Here is a 20,911-nt window from a genome sequence, read left to right as displayed (position 1 = left end):
TGCAGTACAAATCAGCATATAAGCATTCTCTTGTTGTAACTATGTTTGTTTTTAATTATATATAAAAAATATTAGATTATATATTTTGTCCTTGGTATACTTAAGAGGTAATTTGGAGTATTAAGATGAATTGATAGAGAAGTTTGTTTGTAATTATTTGAGTATTGTAAAAAGGATGGGAGCTTAAGTGTTCGATTGGAACGGGGCTTTTTCTATATGAATTAATGGGTATGTATAATACTTGGAGGGATATTAATTTGGGGATATCGGTGATTTGGTTTAGAAGTTAATGTTAAGGAATAAAGGGGAAAATTAGTATGAATAAGAAAGTAAAAAATTTAAAATATTTTATGGTTATATTAGCTTGCATTGCAATTTTTGGAACAGTTTTACCTAATGCATTAGATCCAAATGAATCATTAGCAGGGAAAATTTCAATTGCAACTTTCGGTACAATTGGAGCTTGTTTACTATTCTCTATTATGTATTTTATTGTAAAAAAAGCTATTTTAAGAGGTGGGAAATAAGGTGGGACAAAATTTAGAGTTAGAATTACTTCCAATAGGTTCTGTTGTAATGTTTAAAGATTGGGAACATCCATTAATGGTTTAAGGAAGAAGACAGATGGATTCTGAAACAAAAAACATGGGATTATTTATGTTGTTATTTCCCTCATGGTAATATTTCTTCGGAGTACAATTTCTTTTTGAATCATGAAGATATCTCTAGTGTGTTACATCTTGGTTTTATTAATGAAACAGAAGTAGAGTTTCAAAAATTATTTAAAAAAGAAATTGAAGAAAAGCAGTGATTCTTTTTAGGTGTTGGTGTTTTTGAAATAGTTAAAGAATGGATCTTAATTCACATATACATAAAAAAGGGGAATTTCTATGAAATCATTACGTTTATTTATGATTCTCACTCTTGTCGTATTGTTAAGCGCGTGCAATACAGCAACACAAGTTACAAAGGTTCAAAAAAATGGGGAAACGACTTTAAAAATTGGTTCTCTGCAAGGGTATTACGATGTACAAACGCTTAAAGCTGAAAAAGGAAATGTGGAAATCCCTTATGAAGCAGCTGTTGAAGAAGGTACGATTTTATTACAAGTTACAAAAGATGATAAGGTTATTTATGAAGAAGAAATCACTTCTCAAAAAGAAGGTTTGCTTTCTTTTGAAGCTTCAAAATCCGGATCATATGATTTAATTGTACGCGTGAAGGGTGAAAAAGAGAAAGCAAAAGAAATTCAAATACATACTAAGCTATGAAAAAACGGCAAGTGGAGTGCACCCGCTTGCCGTTTCCATTTTCAGTTGATTCTGTCACAACATATGTTTATCAATTTAAGAGATGATCTTCCGAAATTCCTCATGAAGTTAAAATAAGAGGTGAACAAAAGAAAATGTTACAACTTTGGGATGTTAGTAACGGAATTTATAACTCTCTTTTACATGATAAAAAGATTGGGTTTGATACATTTTTATTCGAAAGAGATGTAGATGGTAAAAAGCAAGTAGTAGTATTTAGGAGGAGGGACATAAGGTGATGCTCTTTTTGAAGAATGTGTCCTAGACCTTACTACAGATATTGATTATATATGGGGGAAAATAAGTTGAAAAGCATTGAAGTTCTAAATACATACATTGAAGGGATTTCTGTTGCAATCCCTACGTGGTTAAAGCATCTAATTGAGGCAGAGGAGATACATCAAAACTATGAGAATGTACAAGTACTTGGTGCATTAAAAACAGATGCAGTATTGTACTACGTACACCGTACGCTGCAAGTGTTGGATGGACTGTCTTTAGATGAAGAAGCATATCGTATTATTGAAAAGGTACTAACGTATAGTGAGCTTGCAAAGGTAGGATCTTTAAAACAGCGGGAGCAATGGAAGAAAAAAGGGATTAATCTATTGGTACATAACGAGGGTTCTGCTGATATCTTTAGTGATATTCAGTTTATTGAACGTGTAGAGACAAACTTAAACTCTACTGAATATTTGTTTATTCAAGATTTAATTAGAACACATGGATTAATCGGGCAGTATATCCGCGGGGAGGCTCGTTTGGACTCTCATGTTGATTTAATTAACACATATAAAGAAGAATACGGAGACGTTAGGTTAAAGGAGATTCTATACTATCTTAACCAATGCATTATTGAGGGCGTATCAAAAGCTTTGTGGAGTGAAGTGAAGAACGATGTGAAGATTACAATTGATGGTCTGTTTGATGGTTATATGGAGCCATTTACTTCTCGTATACATAGACTCACGCCAAAACATAAGGAGTCAGCATTTGAAAAAGATATAATTATGGGGAGCGAGAAGAGTGACGTTCAAACATTCCTATCTAATAAGGATTTGTGGTATGTAGAACCTTCTATGCATGCTCTTAGCTTTGAGGATATTTGGACAGTTTTTGTTATGTTAAAGAATGAGATAGGCACTAGAAAAGTTCAGCATATACATTTCGAGAAATTGATGCAGCAGCTACATTATGATTTCAAAGGTGAAAAAAAGGACAACGTGTATCGTAAGCGAGTTATTGAGAAGTATTTACGGGAGTACCGTGAGAACGAGAAACCGAATACAACGCATGTTTCTTTTCAGGTTAAAGTCGATGAAGATATGAAGACTGCGTATGTGTCGTTTCGGTTTTCTGCTGTAGGTGAGGCGTTAATTACCTTCTGTGTAGAGGCAGAAAAGATAGATATGATGCATGCTCGGGCAAATGTGCTGCTGTTTGATTTCTTCGGGTTACGAAAGGATGCATATGATAGATTCCATAACGAAGAAGTGTATCTGGAGCATATGAATAGCTCGGCTGATGATAAACGAATTATTCTTGATTACATAAAGGGAGATACGATTGTAGATGTCGGAGCCGGTGGTGGTGTCATGCTAGACATGATTGAAGAAGAGACCGAGGATAAACGAATCTACGGTATCGATATTTCCGAAAACGTGATTGATACGTTGAAAAAGAAGAAGCAGAACGAGGGGCGTTCTTGGAACGTCATTAAAGGGGATGCAATCAATTTAAGTAGCTCATTTGAAAAAGAATCGGTTGATACGATTGTATATTCTTCTATCCTTCATGAGTTGTTCTCTTATATCGAGTATGAAGGTAAGAAATTTAATCATGAAGTAATTAAAAAGGGGCTGCAGAGTGCTTATGAGGTGTTAAAGCCAGGAGGCCGTATTATCATCCGTGATGGCATCATGACCGAAGATAAAAGGTTAATGCGGGTGATTCGTTTTAAAGATGCAGGTGGAATGAAGTTCTTAGAGCAGTATGTCCAAGAATTTAAGGGGCGTATAATCCAGTATGAGGTACTTGCAGACAATACAGTCAAAATGCCTGTTAATGATGCAATGGAGTTCTTATATACGTATACTTGGGGCGAGGATTCCTTTGTTCATGAAGTACAGGAGCAGTTTGGAATCTTTACGCCAAACGACTATAAGGATTTCGTAAAGGGGATTTTTGGAGATAAAGTAAATATCGTTCAAGCTATGAACTATTTGCAGGATGGATATACAAATCATCTTAGCGAGAAAATCGAGTTTACAGATGAGTCTGGGAATGCGGTTGCGCTACCGGATAGTACGTTCTTTATGGTTTTAGAAAAGAGGTAATGATGTTGAAAGACTTTAAAAATACTATTTTAAAAAACTTAATTTAAATTTGATGAGTTGAAGAAAGCAGAGATGTTAATATAAATACCCCTTTAGATAATTTAGTCTAAAGGGGTATTTATATTAAAAAAAGAGATTCTGTAATTGGTGAAGAGGAAGGTAGAAACATTAGATCAACAGTAGGGTAGGAAGAGAATGATTTGTGATACATCTCACACCATAAATACATATATAACTTTACAATTAGAATATCAATTGATGGGAGGGTTAATATTGATGAATCTTGATTTTAATAATAATCCATTTATTGTAATATGGGAGTTGACAAGAGCATGTCAATTAAAATGTCTGCATTGTCGTGCAGAAGCACAGTATCATCGTCATCCTCTAGAACTAACATTTGAAGAAGGAAAGAAACTAATTGATGATATATATGAAATGGAAAATCCAATGCTTGTATTTACTGGTGGAGATCCATTAATGCGTCCAGATGTATATGATATTGCGGAATATGCAGTGAAAAAAGGTGTTCGAGTATCTATGACACCAAGCGCCACCCCGAACGTTACGAAAGAAGCGATTCAAAAAGCAAAAGAAGTAGGACTTGCTAGATGGGCATTTAGTTTAGATGGACCAACAGCTGAAATACACGATCATTTTAGAGGGACAGAAGGTTCATTTCAATTAACGATGAATGCGATTCGTTATTTGCATGAATTAAAAATTCCTATTCAAATTAATACCGTTGTTTCTAATTATAATGTGGATGTACTTGAAGAGATGGCAGTATTAATAGAAGAATTAGAATGTGTACTTTGGAGTATATTTTTCTTAGTTCCAACAGGGCGAGGGAAGGAAAAAGATATGATTTCACCAGCCCAACATGAAAGGGTATTCCATTGGCTATATCAACTTAATAAAAAGGTTTCTTTTGATATTAAAACAACAGCTGGTCAGCACTATAGACGTGTTGTGATCCAAGAAAAAATGAAAGAACATAAAAAGGAAAAACAGGTCATTCAATATCAGGATGTATTGATGAATGGGACGACGGGGCGAGTTGATGGGCTAGGGCGTGCTCCAAAAGGGGTGAATGATGGAAACGGTTTTGTATTTATTTCTCATATTGGAGATGTATATCCAAGTGGGTTATTGCCGATTAGAACCGGGAATATTAGAACAAATTCGCTAGCTGAAATCTATCGAAACTCCCCTATTTTTCAAAATCTTCGTAATCCTGACAAGTATAAGGGAAAGTGTGGTGTTTGTGAGTTTCGATATGTTTGTGGGGGATCTCGTTCTAGAGCATATGCAATGACGGGGGATTATATGGAAAGTGAGCCTTTCTGCGTATACGTACCAAAAGCATTGCGAAAACAGAAAAAGAACATAAAAAAGGGCTATGAGTAAAAGCTTACTCACAGCCCTTTTTTAATGTTTTATAAAGTATAGTACTTCGCATCCTTCATTAAAAATTCGCTACCTATAACTGTTGTACTGAAACAAGTTTTTTACACATGTATTCTATTAAACCGATTTTAATAAAGAATAAAAATTCGTATCATAGGGAATGTCATCTTGATACATATAATTCTTTAGAACTCCTTCTTTTTCAAAACCTAATTTTAATAGCACTTTATTAGAAGCTTCATTTTCAAGAAATACAATTGCCCCAATACGCTTTAAATGAATGGTATGGAAACCGTATGATATAACTTCAGAAACAGCTTCAGTTGCATATCCTTTTCCCCAGTGTTCAGGTAAAAAGGCATAACTTAAATTGGCCCGTTTATGCTCAGAAGACCAATCGTGAAAACCGATTGTTCCAATGAGTTCTTTCTTGTTTTTTAATTCGATTCCCCATTTTATACCGCTTCTTGCATTGTAACTCAACTTAAAGTTATGAATGATTTGTTTCACTTGATCAATATCCTGTAATGGTTTTTGGCCATAATAGCGCAGTACGTCAGTATTAGAAAAGCATTTTAGTATACTTGGTGCATCTTCTTCGGTAAGTTCTCGTAGAATGAGTCGGTCGGTTTTCAATATAGGAAACATGCTTTCACTCCATTTCTTTTGAAACTAGAATGTTTTGTTATTATATAATTTAGTCTGAAAATAAAGATTATTCAAGAGGGAAGTATGGCTTTAATTTATGATAAAATTGATTGTGGAATATATTTCAAAAAGAGGTTTGTATATGGAGAAAAATTCAATTTTAATTGTAGATGATGATCAAGATATCGTTCGATTTATGAACGTGAATTTAATGCAAGAAGGTTTTAAAGTTTTTAGTGCTTATAACGGAGAAGAGGCTTTAGAAATTATAAATAATAATAGCATTCAACTTGCTATTTTGGATATTATGATGCCACAAATGGATGGGATAGAATTGTGTAGACGGATTAGAGAGAAACATAGTTTACCAATTATATTTTTAAGCGCCAAATCATCGGATGTAGATAAAGTTGTTGGATTTAGTACGGGAGCAGATGATTATATTGTGAAGCCGTTCAGTACAATTGAATTTATCGCAAGAGTGAAAGCACAATTAAGAAGGTATACATATTTCAATCAACATGCTGTCCAAGTAATAGAAAAGAAAATAAACATTAGAGGTTTAGAAATAGATGAAGTGTCGAGAACAGTAATGTTATATGGAGAAACAATCAATCTTACAAAAACGGAATATGATATTTTATTCTTAATGGCAGCTGCAAAGAATCGTGTGTTTACTATTGAAGAAATATATGAGAGCGTTTGGAAAGAAAGGGCCTATGAAAGCAATAATACAGTAATGGTTCATATCGCAAGATTAAGAAATAAAATTGAAGAGAATCCAAAAGAACCGAAGTTTATTCAAAATGTTTGGGGAGTCGGATATAAAATTGAAGATTAAATCATTACAAGGCATTAGAGCTAAGTTTTTTATCGCATTCATATGTAGCATCTTGTTAGCAACTATAAGTATAATAGTGTTTCAAATTTTAATTGGAAATATATATAGTCATGTTACTACGTTAGAGGAAAAATATTCATTTTTATATTTTATAGTTTTTTTGATTTTTACTACGGCATACTTTGCATGTATGACAAAAACAATGATGAAAAGATTGTCTGAAATTAATAAGAACGTGAAGGAAATAAGTAAGGGTAATTTTGAAGTATACATACCTATTTCAAAACATGACGAGATTGGTGAATTAGCGACGAATGTAAATAGAATGGCCAAAAGTTTAAAAGAGTCTGTCGAGAATGAAAAAAAATCACAGGAAATGAAAAATGAAATGATTAGTAATATTTCGCATGACTTACGAACACCTGTAACATCTTTAATCGGTTATGCGGACTTATTAGGAAATAAGCTGCATGCAAATGGAGAAGAATGTGAACAGTATGTAAGCATATTAAAGCGAAAAAGTTATGAATTAAAAAATCAAGTAGATGAATTATTAGAATACTGTCAAATAAATTATAGAGAGATTGAATTACATAAAAGTGTAGTAAATATGAAAGCGTTAATGGAACAAATTATGATTGATTTTGTACCACAACTAGATGATGCTAATATGAGCTTTTGTATAAAAGGTGATAAGGAGTTACATGTGGAAATAGATGTAGCGCTTATGGTGAGGTTATTCGAAAATGTAATTAGTAATAGTATTATGTACGGGAAAGACGGAAAGGAGATTTTAATTCTAGTTTCTAAAAGAGACATGAATGTTGAAATAGAAGTTAAAAATTTTGGACAATGTATTCCAGATGAGAACCTTCCTTACGTTTTTGAGAAGTTTTATCGTGGTGAAAAATCACGTAGCTCCCATACAGGTGGAAAAGGAATGGGACTTGCAATTGCGAGAAGTATAGCAGAGCTTCATAAAGGGGATATCACTGTGCGCAGTAACGAGAAAGAAACTATTTTCACTATCGCTTTACCGCAGCATAAAGAATTGTAAGAAAGTCGTAAGTATTTCTTTTATATGTCGTAATTTTTAATTCGTATCATGTAGAACAAAGATATGAGAGTAGGGATACGACATGTGGAAGAAATATGTATTAGTAATTTTAGTTGCTTTTTTACTTACAAGTTGGAGTATAGTTTATTTAGCTAAAGGTGTTATATCAGTCGTTTTTTGGTGGAGTATACAAGCCTTTAGCTTCGTATCAAGCTTTATTTTGATAGGGTCAGTATTACTATTTGTGTGGAAAGGCATTTTTAGAAAGCGGATAGATAGTATGCTCCTCTTCATAGTTCTTTTTTCTATAATTGGAGCTTGGCCTTTAGGATGGCTCGCTAACATAGGCGGACTTGCTTATCCAGCAAATGTACAGTCTATGAGCCCTAAAATAGTTGTTCGTTTTCCTTTAAATGAACGAGCATTAGTAGGATGGGGTGGCGATCGATTAGAAGCGAACTATCACGTTATAAAACCAAATGAACGATGGGCATATGATATTCTTATTCCACCTGCTGAAGTGAAAAGTAGTAAATTAAAGGACTATGGAATATACGGAGCGAGAGTAACGGCACCAGCTTCTGGAACAGTTGTATCAATTAATAATGATGAAAAAGATTTAGTTCCGGGATCGGATGATTTTCAGTCAATGGCGGGAAATCATATTTATTTACGACTAGATGAAACAGGGACATTTTTGGTTCTTGCGCATTTAAAGAAAGGATCAATTAAAGTGAAGGAAGGACAACATGTAAATGAAGGAGAGTTTCTTGCTCAAGTAGGTAACTCAGGAAGTTCAAGTGAGCCACATTTACATATTCATCATCAAAGGCAGGATCCATCAAAGATAAGTATGTTTTTAGCGGAAGGATTGCCGCTGTATTTTCAAACTGAAAAAGGTGCGATGATGCCGGAAAGAGGGACATATATGAGTGATAAGTAGAAGGAAAGTAATTCAAACAAAAAGGGTATTCCAAATTGAAATTGGAATACCCTTTTTATTAACCCACAAATGTTTGATACAGTAAGAAAATATTTAAAATGATAACAAGTACAGCAATAATCCAAGCGATAAAGGTAGTTATGCGGTGATTAACGAGTGTACCCATAATTTTTTTACTACTTGTAAACATAATAAGTGGTACTAATGCAAAGGCAATACCGAATGATAAGACGACTTGGCTCATGACTAGAGCGTAAGTTGGATTTACACCTAAAGCGATAATAACTAATGGCGGAATCATTGTAATAAATCGGCGTAAGTATAACGGAATGTGCATTCGAATGAAACCTTGCATAATAATATCACCTGACATTGTACCGACAGAAGAGCTAGATAGTCCTGCTGATAAGAGACCAATTCCAAATAAAGCAGCTGATACAGGACCGACTAAGTTACTAAACTGGTTAAAAGCAACATCAAGATCTTCAACATGCAAGCCGTTTTTAAAGAATAGTGCAGCAGCAACAATTAACATACTTGCATTAATTGCTCCAGCGATAATCATTGCGATAATGATATCAATAAACTCGAAGCGGAAAATCTTTTTCTTTTGTTCATCATTTGTTCCGACTACGCGGCGTTGTGTTAAGGCGGAATGTAAATAGATTGCGTGCGGCATAACTGTCGCACCTAAAATTCCAGCTGCAAGTAATATACTGTCTACACCTTGGAATTTCGGAATGAAAAGCCCTGAAAGTAAAGGACTTAATTCCGGTTTTGCATAAAAGACTTGTACACCAAAAGCGATAACAACGATAAAAATCATCCCCGTTATAATCGCTTCTAATGGACGAAAGCCTCTGCGTTGAAATTCAAGAATAATAAATGATCCAGCAGCTGTAATTAAAGCTGCGGGTAACATCGGAATCCCAAATAATAAATACAATCCGAGTGCGGCTCCAATAAATTCAGCTAAATCAGTCGCCATAATAACGAGTTCACCTTGTATCCATAAACCGATGGAAACAGATTTTGGGAAGTTTTCTCGAGCGATCTCAGGAAGGTTTCTGCCCGTAGCGATTCCCAATTTAGCGGATAAAGTTTGGATTAATACAGCCATTAAATTAGAAGCAAGAATTACCCAGAGTAATAAATATCCATATTGTGATCCAGCGGCAATATTTGTCGCGAAATTGCCAGGATCAATATAAGCGACTGAAGCGATGAAAGCAGGACCTAAGAATGGTAATAGTCTTTTTAAGCCTTTCGTTTGTCCGCTTAATGCTAAATGCGCTGATTGAACAGTTGTACTTTGAGAAGGGACATGTTCATCTTTTGATATATCTTTATTCATAGTAGTTTTCCCCTTTGAAATGTTAACTTGATGAAATTATTGTAAGTATTCTTATTCTTTATTTCAATACATTTAAATGTAATATGTTATATTTTTATTTGAACACAAATGTTTCCTTAGTACAAATTATATGCCTTTATACAATGAATGGTGTGGTGTTATTAAAAATTGGGAGTTTATGGTGTGATGAGGCGGGGAAACATAATGAATTAAAGGGCTGTTTTTGAAATTTATGTGAACATAAAGCCGATAATACAGCATATTAATTGATGGAATTGCATTTGTATGATATATAATATATTGGGATTACAACATAACCACAGTGTTTTGGTGTGTAATCTTGTTTTTTATTTTTGTTAACTGATAGAAAATAGTATAAAGAGAAGGAAATGGGATTCATTTTCTTATTATATATGTTTTGATATGAACGTTAACTTATACATGATTTTAAAAATTAGATAGGTGGTAGAAATACATTGGCAACTACAAAACCATACAGAGTATTACTATATTACATGTACACAACAATTGAAAACCCAGAAGAATTCGCGGCAGAGCATTTAGAATTTTGTAATTCACTTGAGTTAAAAGGAAGAATCCTTGTAGCTAAAGAAGGTATTAACGGAACTTGTTCTGGTACTGTAGAACAAACAGAGAAATACATGGAAGCAATGAACAACGATCCACGTTTTGACGGTATCGTATTTAAAATAGATGAAGCGGATGGTCATGCATTCAAGAAAATGCACGTGCGTCCTCGTCCAGAGTTAGTTACACTTCGTCTAGAAGATGACATTAACCCACACGAAATAACTGGAAAGTATTTAGAGCCAAAAGATTTTTATGAAGCAATGAAACAAGAAGATACAGTTATCATTGATGTACGAAATGATTATGAGTTTGATTTAGGTCACTTTAAAGGTGCGATTAAACCTGATATCGAATCATTCCGTGAATTACCAGATTGGATTCGTGAAAATAAAGAAGTACTAGAAGGCAAAAAGATTTTAACTTATTGTACAGGTGGAATTCGTTGCGAGAAGTTTTCTGGTTGGTTAGTTCGTGAAGGCTATGAAGATGTAAGTCAGCTTCACGGCGGTATTGTAACGTACGGAAAAGACCCAGAAGTACAAGGTGAGCTTTGGGATGGACAATGTTACGTGTTCGATGAGCGTATCGCTGTACCAGTAAACCAAAAAGAACATGTTATCGTTGGTAAAGACCACTTTACAGGTGAACCTTGTGAGCGCTATGTAAACTGTGCAAATCCAGAATGTAACAAGAAAATTTTATGTTCTGAAGAAAACGAAGCGAAATATTTACGTGCATGTTCTCACGAATGTCGTGTAAGCCCACGTAACCGCTACGTAATACAACATGAATTAACAGAAGAACAAGTAGCTGCTGCATTAGAGAAAATCGAAGCAGGGAAGTAAGAGGGAAAAGGCTAATCTAAATTTTATTTTGGATTAGCCTTTTTCATATTCGATTTGTTTTTGTCGTTTTTTGTTGGTAAGTCGATATATTTAAATAATCGCTGATATATTTTGATTTGCGTCGATATAATTTGAAAATCGCTGATATATTTCGAGTTGCGCCGATATAATTTGAAAATCGCTGATAAAAATTTCACTTACTGAATTGTACTACGTATTTGTAGTTTAAAAATAATCTTCTTTACTTCTTATTGTCTTTCTCTCTCACAGCAGAAAGTACAGTTTGTTTTACCCACGCTTTTCTTCGTTTATGTTGTATACCCCATTGGTATAAACTTTGCGCACCTAAAATAAGTGAAATGACTATGCCGCTAATTGCTATCAACAGCGCGAAAAATTCAAGTGGCGATGATATTTTGTTTGAATCGGTGTTTCTTAACAGGTCAATCATAGTAAATCCTAACATTTGGCCCACTACAGAGTAGAGCGTTAAAATTAATAATAAAAGGCTATCTTTTTTAGAGGCGACATTTTCTTGATATTTAAACAAACTATCAAGATTTTGTTTTGCATTCGAGTATAAAATCTCGATGTTAAAAAGCTTTCTTAAGCGAAAGAAAATATCTTCACTCTGTGATTGGGATACTAGCTCTAAAGAAAAGTAATTTGCAGTAAATGAATTGATTGCATAAATTAATTGCTCTATTTCATTTGTATCTTGTTCAATGTTTAGCTCAGCATAAGCGTTTGCCATTTTTAATAAAACAATTTTATGAAATAGATTTAATAATAAAGCGTAATAAAATTCTCCGTACATTTGACTAGCAAGTTTAGTGAATTCGCGTTCTCCTTCATTTGTTACACATGTGAAAATATGTTCTTCCATAATGAAATAACGATTTGGAGCCCATCTCTGGTAAGCGTGTTTTTTTAAATAGTCATGAATATAAGGGAAATTATTTGCACTTACATAAGCCTTACCGTCACTTGTTAACCCGGAAAGACTGGAAGTCCGATAAACATCCACTTCAGTAAGCTCCATATCTGCTTTTATAGATAGTAAAGTTTGAACGTACATTCTTTGGTCTTCAAAGAAAGGAAATGTTTGAAAGTAAGAGCTTCTTAATCTCTTCTTCTCAAAGAAATCTGTTACGCCATGAAATAAATAACCAAAAATGAATCTTTCCACTTGGGAATACTTTTTTCCATTACATTCAATACAAATCGTTTCGTTTGTATCATTTCTCGTTTCAAGTACACGGAAGCGTGCAGCGAATTCAATTGCTTCTGATAATGTCATGTTTGGAGCGGTTTCTACTTCTGTCCGAATTGTTAAGAAACCAAGCTCATAAGGACAAAGTGTTACGTCAATAGAATGAATCTTAAATGGAACGGAAATAAGATTTGTTGTTAAAAGGCCTTTTAAATTAAGGTCTTTAGAATAACGCTGTAAGCCTTTTTGATTTTCAGAATGAGGAAAGAGAATTTTATTCGTAAATGAAAGATAGTATGCTTCCATATTTTGATGTGAAACTTGAAACTTTCCGTAGTATGTATTTTCATTTTCAAGATGATCGAGTCGAAAAGGACGGAAATCATTTTTCTGTAAGAAAGGGAACATATTTTGTTCATATCCAGTTTTAAATGAAAACGGGAATATAAATTGAAATATCGCTGTTGTTACATCTTTTTCCTCGATTGTTTGTATTGCTTCCATTTACATTGTTTCCTTTCCATATATGCTATAAAAACAACATGCCCAAATTTATTTGAAAATAACCACTGTTTTATACTTGAGTAAGAATGAAAATTCAGCTTATTTAGCAGGGGACATGTATAATATTATATATACTAAAAGTTATAAATTTATATTTTGAAAAGGGGGATGTTGTATGCGGATTTTAGTATTAGGAGCTGGTGGCGTTGGAGGCTTTTTTGGAGGTCGCTTAGTAGAAAAAGGAGAAGATGTTACGTTTCTTGTTCGTAGTAAACGGAAAAAACAATTGGAGGAAAGGGGACTTGTAATCCGAAGTGTTAACGGAGATTTTTCCTTTCAACCGAAATTAATAACGAAAGAAGATCGAACTGCTCCATTTGATGTCATTTTATTTTCAACAAAAGCGTATCACTTAAACGAGGCAATTCAAGATTTGAAACCGTTTGTTGGCGAAAGTACTGTAATCATTCCGTTGTTAAATGGTATTGCTCATTTATCGCTATTACAAAAGGAATTCGGTGAGGAAAAAGTAATTGGCGGTTTATGCTTTATCGAGACGACGTTAAACGATGAAGGAGAAATTGTACAAACTAGCGCTGCAAATAGACTTGTGTTTGGAGAAATGAAGTCTCAACATGCAGAGAAAATAAAGCATATTTCTAAAGCATTTGCAGGTACAAAATCTAGTTTTGTTTTAAGTGAAAATATTACGCAAGATATGTGGCATAAATATTTATTTATTACTGTAATGTCAGGTGTGACAACATTAATGCGTGCACCAATAGGACCAATCCGTGAAAGCGAAGGTGGACACGATTTTATCCGAAACTTATTTGAAGAATGTGTGCAAATTATGAGATGTATTGGGGCACCCGTTAAAGATGATATTACCGAGGAACATATGAAAACAATTGATAAAATTTCATATGATATGAAGTCATCGATGCAGCGTGATATGGAAAAAGGCTCGTCCATTGAAGGGACGCACTTACAAGGATACTTGCTAGATGTAGCAAAACAATTCTCTATAGAAGCACCATTATTAGGAGTAGTATATCAAAATTTGAAAGTGTATGAAGAAATGACCTTGAACAGATCTGCAATAGAATTGGATGTATGAAAAAATAAAAAAGAAAGCAATATATAAGTGTATTGCTTTCTTTTTTATGACAAATTATTTATTTCTTTTTGTTCTATCTGTCAAATTTATTTCCTGTTCACGTTTCCCATATAATTGATTAATTTCATTTGCTAATGCATCTAAATAGGAATCGGAAAAAATAGGTTTCTTTTCTTTAGACATATGGGTCTCCTTTATCGATTTTTTAGTATTCATTATGTATATTTACCAGCGGATTATGCGCAATCATTTTAATTTTTTCTTTTTCAAAATTTTTGTTTACATTTTGAAAATAAAGGAGTATTATAATCCACAGTTTCAATTTTCTAAATCGCTGAAACCGCATGGTGCGGGGGACCCGTTCTTATGGATTAGTTCTTAATCCAATGGGGTGAATCCTTGAAAAAGGTAGGGCTACTCATAGGCCCGAATCCGACAGCTAACCTCGTAAGCGTTATATTGAGAAGGAAGGTGGAGCTTGTGCGACAAAAAAAATAATGTCTACAAGTCTATTTCGTTATGGCTTGTAGACATTTTTTTGTTTTCTGAAGAAATAGTTTATCCGCTGTAACTAGCAGAAAAGTTCGTACAAAATTATTGGAGAGTGGACAGCATTGGTTTCATCTATTAAAAGATTTTTAATTGGAAGACCGTTAAAATCAACTGAGTTAGGAGAACAAAAGCTTAATAAAACGAAGGCACTAGCAATCTTATCTTCTGACGCTTTATCATCGGTTGCTTACGGTCCAGAGCAAATTTTAATTGCATTAGCAGGCATTGGAGCGATAGCTTATTGGTATTCCATTCCGATAGCTATTGGGGTATTAGTATTATTGACAGCCCTTATTTTATCTTATCGTCAAATTATTTTTGCTTATCCGCATGGCGGGGGCGCGTATGTTGTATCAAAAGAAAATTTAGGGATGAATCCAGGGTTAATTGCTGGAGGATCTTTATTAGTCGATTATATTTTAACTGTTGCAGTAAGTGTGTCTGCAGGTACAGACGCACTCACATCAGCTTTTCCTAGTTTACATGCACATAATGTAATCATTGCGATTATATTTGTTATATGTATTACCATCTTAAATTTAAGAGGCGTAACAGAATCAGCTTCTGTTTTAGCATATCCTGTTTATTTATTCGTTTTAGCACTATTTATATTAATTGGTGTAGGGATATATAATATTTTAACGGGTCACGTTTCGCAGGCTCTACACACGCCGATTGGAACGCCGGTTGCGGGAATTAGTTTGTTTTTATTGTTAAGAGCATTTGCTTCAGGAAGTTCTGCTTTAACAGGTGTTGAGGCGATATCTAATGCAATTCCAAATTTTAAAGATCCTGCACCTAACAATGCAGCGAAAACATTGCTTGCAATGGGTGCATTACTTGCAGTTTTATTTTCAGGAATTGTGTTCTTAGCTTATTATTACGGAATTTCTCCAAGTAAAGAAGTAACAGTTGTTTCACAAATTGCTGAACAAACATTTGGACGTAATTTCATGTACTATTTTATACAAGGTACAACGGCTTTAATATTAATTCTTGCTGCTAACACAGGATATTCTGCGTTTCCGTTATTAGCAGTAAACCTTGCAAAAGATAAGTTTATACCGAGAATGTTTACGATTAGAGGAGACCGCCTAGGTTACTCAAACGGAATTATTATACTTGGAATTGCATCGATTATTTTAATTGTAGCTTTCCAAGGGCAAACAGAGCATTTAATTCCATTATACGCAGTAGGTGTATTTATTCCATTTACACTTTCTCAAACGGGTATGGTATTAAAATGGCTTCGTGAAAAACCTGAAGGATGGGCTTTGAGATTAACGGTCAATTTAATTGGTGCAGTCATTAGTTTTATCGTAATGAGTATGTTCTTTTTAACTAAGTTCGCACAAGTTTGGTCAATCCTTATTTTCTTACCTGTTATTATCTTCTTGTTCCACCGAATTAAGAAGCATTATGATGCAGTAGGTGACCAACTAAGTTTAAAAACTTGTGAACGGATTGTACCGATTGAAGGAAATGTAATTGTCGTTCCAGTAGCTGGTATGACGCATGTAGTAGAAAATTCATTAAACTATGCGAAGTCTCTTTCTGCAGATCAAGTTATCGCTGTATATGTTGCTTTTGACAGAGAAGAGGAAAAGAAATTTGAAGAGAAATGGAAGAAGTGGCAACCTGAAGTAAGGCTTGTTACATTACATTCTCATTATAGAAGTATTATTCAACCGCTAACAAAGTTTATTGATACAGTACAATATAAAGCGAGTGAATCAAATTACCGAGTTACTGTCGTTATACCACAGTTCATTCCGAAAAAAGGTTGGCATAACATTCTTCATAATCAATCTAGTTTACTTATTCGTGCGTATTTACTTTATAAAAGAAATGTTGTTATTACGACAGTTCCATATCATTTGAAAAAGTAAGAAGGTTTTTTAAGGATAGCTTTACGTAAGTGAAGCTATCCTTTTTGTGTATACGCTATGCATAATTGCATATGGGTTATAAAAGTATATTAATATAATTTTTGCGTCTTGGAGAAAGTAGAGATTTTTGTTGTGATATATGGATATTTCAATTGAAAAAGTGAAGTGGATTATATTTTGAAATAAAGACATGAAGGCTTGAAAATAAAGGGAATGAAAATACTTCTTTACGTTATATAAATAGCTGTGTTTAAATGACCTTACAGTACAAAACTTACATGAAAACAAAACGGAATTTCATATTTACGTACGTTATTTAGTTTAAGGTGAATAATATTTTTATGTAATATATTCACTGTATCAATGTGGAAAATAAGATGAAATAGAAAATTTATGCAATGTTATTCATACTAAGTATATATGAAAAGTTTTATAACAATAAGTAAGTACTGTAGCAATAAAATTTTGGAGAGGTGGTTCGTACATGGATCGCGATGAGAACGTTCTCTATTTTAACCATCTCAAATTATGTGTAAGAAAATAGAATAATAAAATGCGATAGTAATAGTTGCTAATACATAGGAGGAGTTAAAGTGAAAAAGACTTTAATTACAGGGTTATTGGTTACAGCGGTATCTACGAGTTGTTTTATTCCTGTAAGCGCTTACGCTAAGGAGGGGCAAACAGAAGTGAAAACAGTATATGCACAAAATGTAATTGCTCCAAATACATTATCGAATTCAATTAGAATGTTAGGATCACAATCACCACTTATACAAGCATATGGATTAGTTATTTTACAACAGCCAGACATTAAGGTAAACGCGATGAGTAGTTTGACGAATCATCAAAAATTTGCAAAGGCAAATGTAAGAGAGTGGATTGATGAATATAATCCGAAGTTAATCGACTTAAATCAAGAGATGATGAGGTATAGTACTAGATTTAATAGCTATTATAGTAAGCTTTATGAACTAGCAGGGAACGTAAATGAGGATGAACAAGCAAAAGCAGATTTTACAAATGCATATGGAAAATTACAATTGCAAGTACAAAGCATCCAAGAGAGTATGGAGCAAGATTTATTAGAGTTAAATCGATTCAAAACGGTATTAGATAAAGATAGTAGCAACTTATCAATTAAAGCTGATGAAGCAATAAAAACACTACAAGGATCAAGTGGAGATATTGTGAAATTAAGAGAAGATATTAAAAGAATTCAAGGAGAAATTCAAGCAGAATTAACGACTATTTTGAATAGACCTCAAGAAATTATTAAAGGTTCTATTAATATCGGTAAACAAGTGTTTACAATTACAAATCAAACTGCGCAGACGAAAACAATCGATTTTGTTTCTATCGGTACTTTAAGTAATGAAATTGTAAATGCTGCCGATAGTCAAACGAGAGAAGCAGCTCTTCGCATTCAGCAAAAGCAAAAAGAGCTATTACCACTTATTCAAAAATTATCACAAACTGAAGCAGAAGCGACTCAAATTACATTCGTTGAAGATCAAGTAAGTAGCTTTACAGAACTAATTGATCGTCAAATTACAACATTAGAAACGTTATTATCAGATTGGAAAGTTTTAAACAATAATATGATCCAAATTCAAAAGAATGTTGAAGAAGGCACGTATACAGATAGTAGTTTACTTCAAAAACATTTCAATCAAATTAAAAAAGTAAGTGATGAAATGAATAAACAAACAAATCAATTTGAAGATTATGTTACAAACGTTGAAGTACATTAAAAATAAGTAACGATATAGGGAGAGAAGAAAAATGACAAAAAAACCTTATAAAGTAATGGCTCTTTCAGCACTTATGGCAGTATTTGCAGCAGGGAATATTATGCCGGCCCATACGTATGCAGCTGAAAGTACTGTGAAACAAGCTCCAGTTCATGCGGTAGCAAAAGCTTATAATGACTATGAAGAATACTCATTAGGACCAGAAGGCTTAAAAGATGCAATGGAAAGAACAGGTTCAAACGCTTTAGTAATGGATCTGTACGCTTTAACAATCATTAAACAAGGTAATGTTAACTTTGGAAATGTATCGACTGTTGATGCTGCTTTAAAAGGAAAAGTGATTCAGCACCAGGATACAGCTAGAGGAAATGCGAAGCAATGGTTAGATGTATTAAAGCCACAGCTTATTTCAACGAATCAAAATATCATTAACTATAATACGAAATTCCAAAACTATTATGATACTTTAGTTGCTGCGGTTGATGCAAAAGATAAAGCGACACTTACGAAAGGGTTAACTAGATTATCAAGTAGTATTAATGAAAATAAAGCGCAAGTAGATCAGTTAGTAGAAGACTTGAAGAAATTCCGAAATAAAATGACGTCGGATACGCAAAACTTCAAGGGTGATGCAAATCAAATTACATCTATTTTAGCTAGTCAAGACGCTGGAATCCCGCTTCTGCAAAATCAAATTACAACGTACAATGAAGCAATTAGTAAATATAATGCAATTATTATCGGTTCATCAGTTGCGACAGCTCTAGGGCCAATTGCAATTATCGGTGGTGCAGTAGTTATTGCTACAGGTGCAGGAACGCCACTAGGAGTCGCATTAATTGCAGGGGGCGCAGCGGCTGTAGGCGGTGGTACAGCTGGAATCGTATTAGCGAAGAAAGAGCTTGATAATGCACAAGCTGAAATTCAAAAAATAACTGGACAAATTACAACTGCTCAATTAGAGGTAGCAGGATTAACAAACATTAAAACACAAACTGAGTATTTAACAAATACAATTGATACTGCAATTACAGCGTTGCAAAATATTTCAAATCAATGGTACACAATGGGATCAAAATACAATTCTCTACTTCAAAATGTAGATTCAATTAGTCCAAACGACCTTGTTTTCATTAAAGAAGATTTAAACATTGCGAAAGATAGCTGGAAAAACATTAAAGACTATGCAGAAAAGATTTATGCTGAAGATATTAAAGTAGTAGATACGAAAAAAGCATAATCGAATACGAATCGTTAGAGCGTTAAGTGTTGATGAATGATTTGAAGCTCCTGTTCAGTTGTGAGCAGGAGCTTTTTATACCCTTATAAAGAAACTAGGTGAAAAGTATGCAGAAACGATTTTATAAAAAATGTCTTTTAACGTTAATGATTGCTGGGGTGGCAACGAGTAACGCATTTCCTTTACATACTTTTGCAGCAGAACAAAACGTAAAAGTACTACAAGAAAATGCGAAAGATTATTCTCTTGGTCCAGCAGGATTCCAAGATGTAATGGCACAAACAACATCGAGCATATTCGCAATGGATTCATATGCAAAGTTAATCCAAAATCAGCAAGAAACGGATTTAAGCAAAATAAGTTCGATTAATAGTGAGTTTAAAGGAAATATGATGCAGCACCAACGAGATGCAAAAATTAACGCGACGTATTGGTTAGATCGTATGAAGCCGCAAATTATGAAAACGGATCAAAATATTATTAATTACAATAATACTTTTCAAGCATATTATAATAGCATGTTAATTGCGATTGATCAAAAAGATAGCGTAAAGTTGAAAGCGGATTTAGAAAAATTGTATGCGGATATTGTAAAGAATCAAAATGAGGTAGATGTATTATTAGGAGATTTGAAAGCCTTTCGTGATAGAATGGCGAAAGATACAAATAGCTTTAAAGAGGATACAAATCAACTAACCTCGATTTTGGCAAGTACGAATGCTGGAATCCCCGCTCTAGAGCAACAAATCAATACATATAATGATTCAATCAAAAAGAGTAATGATATGGTTATTGCTGGTGGTGTACTTTGCGTAGCGTTAATAACATGTCTTGCTGGCGGACCTATGATTGCCGTTGCGAAAAAAGATATTGCAAATGCAGAACGAGAAATCGCTAATTTAAAAGATAGAATTTCTGGAGCACAAGCAGAAGTCGCAATTTTAACTGATGTAAAAAATAAAACAATAAATATGACTGAAACGATTGATGCAGCAATTACAGCACTGCAAAACATATCAAATCAATGGTATACAGTAGGTGCAAAGTATAATAATTTACTACAAAACGTAAAAGGAATTAGCCCTGAAGAATTTACGTTTATAAAAGAAGATTTGAATACAGCGAAAGATAGTTGGAAAGATGTAAAAGATTATACAGAAAAATTACATGAAGGCGTGGCGAAGTAAACAGTGGACTAGTTCTGCTGTTTATTTTTTATCTTGTTTTTTGAAAGCTGAACTTATCATTTGATATATAAGTTTGCCATGTGTTTTATCAATGTAGCTTTAGGATAATGTTTAGCC

General features: G+C 33.8%; 17 protein-coding genes, 1 pseudogene and 1 riboswitch. Of the genes and pseudogenes, 14 read left to right on the top strand and 4 right to left on the bottom strand.

Annotated elements, in window-relative coordinates:
• Positions 1-317: 317 nt before the first annotated feature.
• The 5 genes and pseudogenes from AC0L0O_RS15850 to AC0L0O_RS15830 all read left to right on the top strand — a co-directional run bounded on the left by AC0L0O_RS15850 (position 318) and on the right by AC0L0O_RS15830 (position 5,056).
• Complete coding sequence (locus tag AC0L0O_RS15850; RefSeq protein ID WP_001036919.1) at positions 318-527, top strand: hypothetical protein; 210 nt, start codon at positions 318-320, stop codon at positions 525-527.
• Position 528: 1 nt separating this feature from the next.
• Positions 529-811 (top strand): annotated as a pseudogene (locus AC0L0O_RS15845) (DUF4176 domain-containing protein).
• Positions 812-890: 79 nt separating this feature from the next.
• Positions 891-1,271 (top strand): BA_1872 family lipoprotein, encoded by a 381-nt coding sequence (locus AC0L0O_RS15840; protein WP_000838922.1) that lies wholly within the window; start codon positions 891-893, stop codon positions 1,269-1,271.
• Between the two features lie 344 nt (positions 1,272-1,615).
• Positions 1,616-3,646, top strand: coding sequence for a class I SAM-dependent methyltransferase (locus tag AC0L0O_RS15835; protein ID WP_411470068.1), 2,031 nt, complete (start codon positions 1,616-1,618; stop codon positions 3,644-3,646).
• Positions 3,647-3,922: 276 nt separating this feature from the next.
• A complete protein-coding gene (locus AC0L0O_RS15830) occupies positions 3,923-5,056 on the top strand; it encodes a TIGR04053 family radical SAM/SPASM domain-containing protein (RefSeq protein ID WP_001046902.1) in 1,134 nt (377 codons plus the stop codon).
• 117 nt (positions 5,057-5,173) lie between these two features.
• Here the strand turns inward: AC0L0O_RS15830 and AC0L0O_RS15825 are convergent, their stop codons facing one another.
• The gene (locus AC0L0O_RS15825; protein ID WP_000483979.1) at positions 5,174-5,704 is read right to left on the bottom strand and encodes a GNAT family N-acetyltransferase; all 531 of its coding nucleotides are present in this window, start codon (positions 5,702-5,704) and stop codon (positions 5,174-5,176) included.
• A gap of 142 nt (positions 5,705-5,846) precedes the next feature.
• Here AC0L0O_RS15825 and AC0L0O_RS15820 point away from each other — a divergent pair, with 142 nt between their 5' ends.
• The 3 genes from AC0L0O_RS15820 (at position 5,847) to AC0L0O_RS15810 (ending at position 8,545) form a co-directional block, all read left to right on the top strand.
• On the top strand, positions 5,847-6,545 hold the full coding sequence (locus AC0L0O_RS15820) for a response regulator transcription factor (protein WP_000414545.1): 699 nt from the start codon (positions 5,847-5,849) through the stop codon (positions 6,543-6,545).
• Positions 6,535-7,602, top strand: a complete 1,068-nt coding sequence (locus tag AC0L0O_RS15815) for a HAMP domain-containing sensor histidine kinase (RefSeq protein WP_000695263.1) — start codon at positions 6,535-6,537, stop codon at positions 7,600-7,602. Before AC0L0O_RS15820 ends, AC0L0O_RS15815 begins: the two co-directional genes overlap by 11 nt.
• 82 nt (positions 7,603-7,684) lie before the next feature.
• Positions 7,685-8,545 (top strand): M23 family metallopeptidase, encoded by an 861-nt coding sequence (locus AC0L0O_RS15810; protein ID WP_000265697.1) that lies wholly within the window; start codon positions 7,685-7,687, stop codon positions 8,543-8,545.
• A 58-nt stretch (positions 8,546-8,603) separates the two neighbouring features.
• On the opposite strand, the gene AC0L0O_RS15805 is transcribed toward AC0L0O_RS15810, so the two are convergent.
• The gene (locus AC0L0O_RS15805) at positions 8,604-9,899 is read right to left on the bottom strand and encodes an Nramp family divalent metal transporter (protein ID WP_001030656.1); all 1,296 of its coding nucleotides are present in this window, start codon (positions 9,897-9,899) and stop codon (positions 8,604-8,606) included.
• A 476-nt stretch (positions 9,900-10,375) separates the two neighbouring features.
• Between AC0L0O_RS15805 and trhO the strand changes: the two genes are divergently transcribed.
• Complete coding sequence (trhO, locus tag AC0L0O_RS15800) at positions 10,376-11,335, top strand: oxygen-dependent tRNA uridine(34) hydroxylase TrhO (RefSeq protein WP_473785864.1); 960 nt, start codon at positions 10,376-10,378, stop codon at positions 11,333-11,335.
• A gap of 241 nt (positions 11,336-11,576) precedes the next feature.
• Here trhO and AC0L0O_RS15795 read toward each other — a convergent pair whose 3' ends face one another.
• On the bottom strand, positions 11,577-13,052 hold the full coding sequence (locus AC0L0O_RS15795; protein WP_000387449.1) for a hypothetical protein: 1,476 nt from the start codon (positions 13,050-13,052) through the stop codon (positions 11,577-11,579).
• A gap of 175 nt (positions 13,053-13,227) precedes the next feature.
• Here AC0L0O_RS15795 and panE point away from each other — a divergent pair, with 175 nt between their 5' ends.
• Positions 13,228-14,172 carry a 2-dehydropantoate 2-reductase gene (panE, locus tag AC0L0O_RS15790; protein WP_001221887.1) on the top strand — a complete coding sequence of 315 codons (945 nt, stop codon included), beginning with the start codon at positions 13,228-13,230 and terminating at the stop codon, positions 14,170-14,172.
• A 54-nt stretch (positions 14,173-14,226) separates the two neighbouring features.
• Here the strand turns inward: panE and AC0L0O_RS15785 are convergent, their stop codons facing one another.
• Entirely contained in the window at positions 14,227-14,355 is a 129-nt protein-coding gene (locus AC0L0O_RS15785) for a hypothetical protein (protein WP_000031869.1), read from the bottom strand.
• Positions 14,356-14,494: 139 nt separating this feature from the next.
• Positions 14,495-14,641, top strand: a riboswitch (cyclic di-AMP (ydaO/yuaA leader).
• A gap of 145 nt (positions 14,642-14,786) precedes the next feature.
• Here AC0L0O_RS15785 and AC0L0O_RS15780 point away from each other — a divergent pair.
• From AC0L0O_RS15780 to nheC, 4 genes are all read left to right on the top strand, one after another.
• Positions 14,787-16,613 carry an APC family permease gene (locus tag AC0L0O_RS15780; RefSeq protein ID WP_000254861.1) on the top strand — a complete coding sequence of 609 codons (1,827 nt, stop codon included), beginning with the start codon at positions 14,787-14,789 and terminating at the stop codon, positions 16,611-16,613.
• Positions 16,614-17,206: 593 nt separating this feature from the next.
• Positions 17,207-18,367 (top strand): non-hemolytic enterotoxin NHE subunit A, encoded by a 1,161-nt coding sequence (nheA, locus tag AC0L0O_RS15775; RefSeq protein WP_000751851.1) that lies wholly within the window; start codon positions 17,207-17,209, stop codon positions 18,365-18,367.
• Positions 18,368-18,398: 31 nt separating this feature from the next.
• Entirely contained in the window at positions 18,399-19,607 is a 1,209-nt protein-coding gene (nheB, locus tag AC0L0O_RS15770) for a non-hemolytic enterotoxin NHE subunit B (protein ID WP_000162975.1), read from the top strand.
• 107 nt (positions 19,608-19,714) lie between these two features.
• Positions 19,715-20,794, top strand: a complete 1,080-nt coding sequence (gene nheC, locus AC0L0O_RS15765) for a non-hemolytic enterotoxin NHE subunit C (RefSeq protein ID WP_001172015.1) — start codon at positions 19,715-19,717, stop codon at positions 20,792-20,794.
• Positions 20,795-20,911 lie beyond the last annotated feature (117 nt).

The sequence above is a fragment of the Bacillus sp. GS3m_15504 genome, from assembly GCF_055825275.1.
Note: the sequence above shows the minus strand (reverse complement) of the source record. Positions and strands in the feature narration are given on the sequence as shown.

Excerpts from the sequence above, each read along its gene's own strand:
- AC0L0O_RS15825 (WP_000483979.1), bottom strand. The coding sequence starts at position 5,704 with ATGTTTCCTATATTGAAAACCGACCGACTCATTCTACGAGAACTTACC.
- nheB (WP_000162975.1), top strand. The coding sequence starts at position 18,399 with ATGACAAAAAAACCTTATAAAGTAATGGCTCTTTCAGCACTTATGGCA.
- AC0L0O_RS15795 (WP_000387449.1), bottom strand. The coding sequence starts at position 13,052 with ATGGAAGCAATACAAACAATCGAGGAAAAAGATGTAACAACAGCGATA.
- AC0L0O_RS15810 (WP_000265697.1), top strand. The coding sequence starts at position 7,685 with ATGTGGAAGAAATATGTATTAGTAATTTTAGTTGCTTTTTTACTTACA.
- nheC (WP_001172015.1), top strand. The coding sequence starts at position 19,715 with ATGCAGAAACGATTTTATAAAAAATGTCTTTTAACGTTAATGATTGCT.
- AC0L0O_RS15830 (WP_001046902.1), top strand. The coding sequence starts at position 3,923 with ATGAATCTTGATTTTAATAATAATCCATTTATTGTAATATGGGAGTTG.
- AC0L0O_RS15785 (WP_000031869.1), bottom strand. The coding sequence starts at position 14,355 with ATGTCTAAAGAAAAGAAACCTATTTTTTCCGATTCCTATTTAGATGCA.
- AC0L0O_RS15805 (WP_001030656.1), bottom strand. The coding sequence starts at position 9,899 with ATGAATAAAGATATATCAAAAGATGAACATGTCCCTTCTCAAAGTACA.
- AC0L0O_RS15840 (WP_000838922.1), top strand. The coding sequence starts at position 891 with ATGAAATCATTACGTTTATTTATGATTCTCACTCTTGTCGTATTGTTA.
- AC0L0O_RS15850 (WP_001036919.1), top strand. The coding sequence starts at position 318 with ATGAATAAGAAAGTAAAAAATTTAAAATATTTTATGGTTATATTAGCT.
- AC0L0O_RS15820 (WP_000414545.1), top strand. The coding sequence starts at position 5,847 with ATGGAGAAAAATTCAATTTTAATTGTAGATGATGATCAAGATATCGTT.
- panE (WP_001221887.1), top strand. The coding sequence starts at position 13,228 with ATGCGGATTTTAGTATTAGGAGCTGGTGGCGTTGGAGGCTTTTTTGGA.